Below are 1,128 nucleotides of genomic sequence, written 5' to 3' on the forward strand. Positions count from 1 at the left end.
GGAGGGCGCGGGCGAGGGCGCTGCCACGGAGGCCCCCGGCACCGTCCACGTGCGCGAGGCCGTGCCCGGCGCGGAGCCCGGCACCGTGCTCCACCTGACGGACGCGCCGCTTGCCGTGGGCACCCGCGTCCACGGCGCGCTCGACTGGACGTGGCGCCGCGACAACATGGAGGCCCACACGGGCGAGCACATCGTTTCCGGCATCGTGCACGCGCTCTTTGGCTACGACAACGTGGGCTTCCACATGGGCGAGAAGTGCATCGAGGTCGACTTCGACGGCATCCTCACGCCGGAGCAGGCCCTGGACGTTGAGCGCCGCGCAAACCAGGCCGTGCGCGACGACGTGCCCGTGCGCGCGCTCCTGCCCACGCCGGAGCAGCTGGACGCGATGGACTATCGCAGCAAGAAGGACCACGACGGGCAGATCCGCGTGGTGGTGATCGACGGCGTGGACTCCTGCGCGTGCTGCGGCACCCACGTGGCGACGACCGGCCAGGTGGGCCTGGTCAAGATCCTGCGCGTGGGCACCAAAAAGAAGAAGACCCGCATCGAGCTCTTGTGCGGGCGTCGCGCGCTCGAGGCGTGCGAGGACCTCACGGGGCGCCTGCGCGACACGAGCAACTTCCTCTCCGTCGCGGACGAGGACGTGCCCGACGCCGTGCGGCGCCTCTCGGGCGAGAAGGACGAGCTGAAGCACCTGCTGAAGCAGGCCAACCGCAAGATCATCGACCAGGAGGTCGCGTCCTTCTCGCCCACGGGGGCACTCCTGACGTGCTACCGCGACGGCCTCGACGTGGACGAGCTGCGCTACCTGTGCGAGCGCGCGCTGGAGCGGACGGAGGCCACCATGTGCGCCGCGCTCTCGCCCGCGGCCGGCGGCGATGGACGCATCGCGTACGTGCTCGCGAGCGAGGACGCGGACCTGCGAGCCGCGTGCAAGCAGCTGAACGGCCGCCTGGGCGGGCGCGGCGGCGGCAAGCCCCACATGGTGCAGGGCAGCTGGGCCGCCACGCGCGAGGAGGCGGAGGCCGCCATCGCGGAGCTGCTGGGCTAGGCGCGCCGCGCCCCGCCGCGGGCGGCCCCCGGCGGGCTCTTATAAAAAAAAAACAGCCCACCACAACCAAACAT

Annotated in this window: 1 protein-coding gene; it reads left to right on the forward strand. The window is 71.6% G+C overall.

What is annotated here, in order from left to right; translation table 11 throughout:
* Positions 1-1,054 (forward strand): hypothetical protein (locus ACTQWE_RS10120; protein ID WP_441921696.1); only part of this gene is annotated, 1,054 nt, incomplete at its 5' end.
* Between the last annotated feature and the right edge of the window lie 74 nt (positions 1,055-1,128).

The organism is Parafannyhessea sp. LCP19S3_B1 (assembly GCF_052121955.1).
GTDB lineage: Bacteria > Actinomycetota > Coriobacteriia > Coriobacteriales > Atopobiaceae > Parafannyhessea.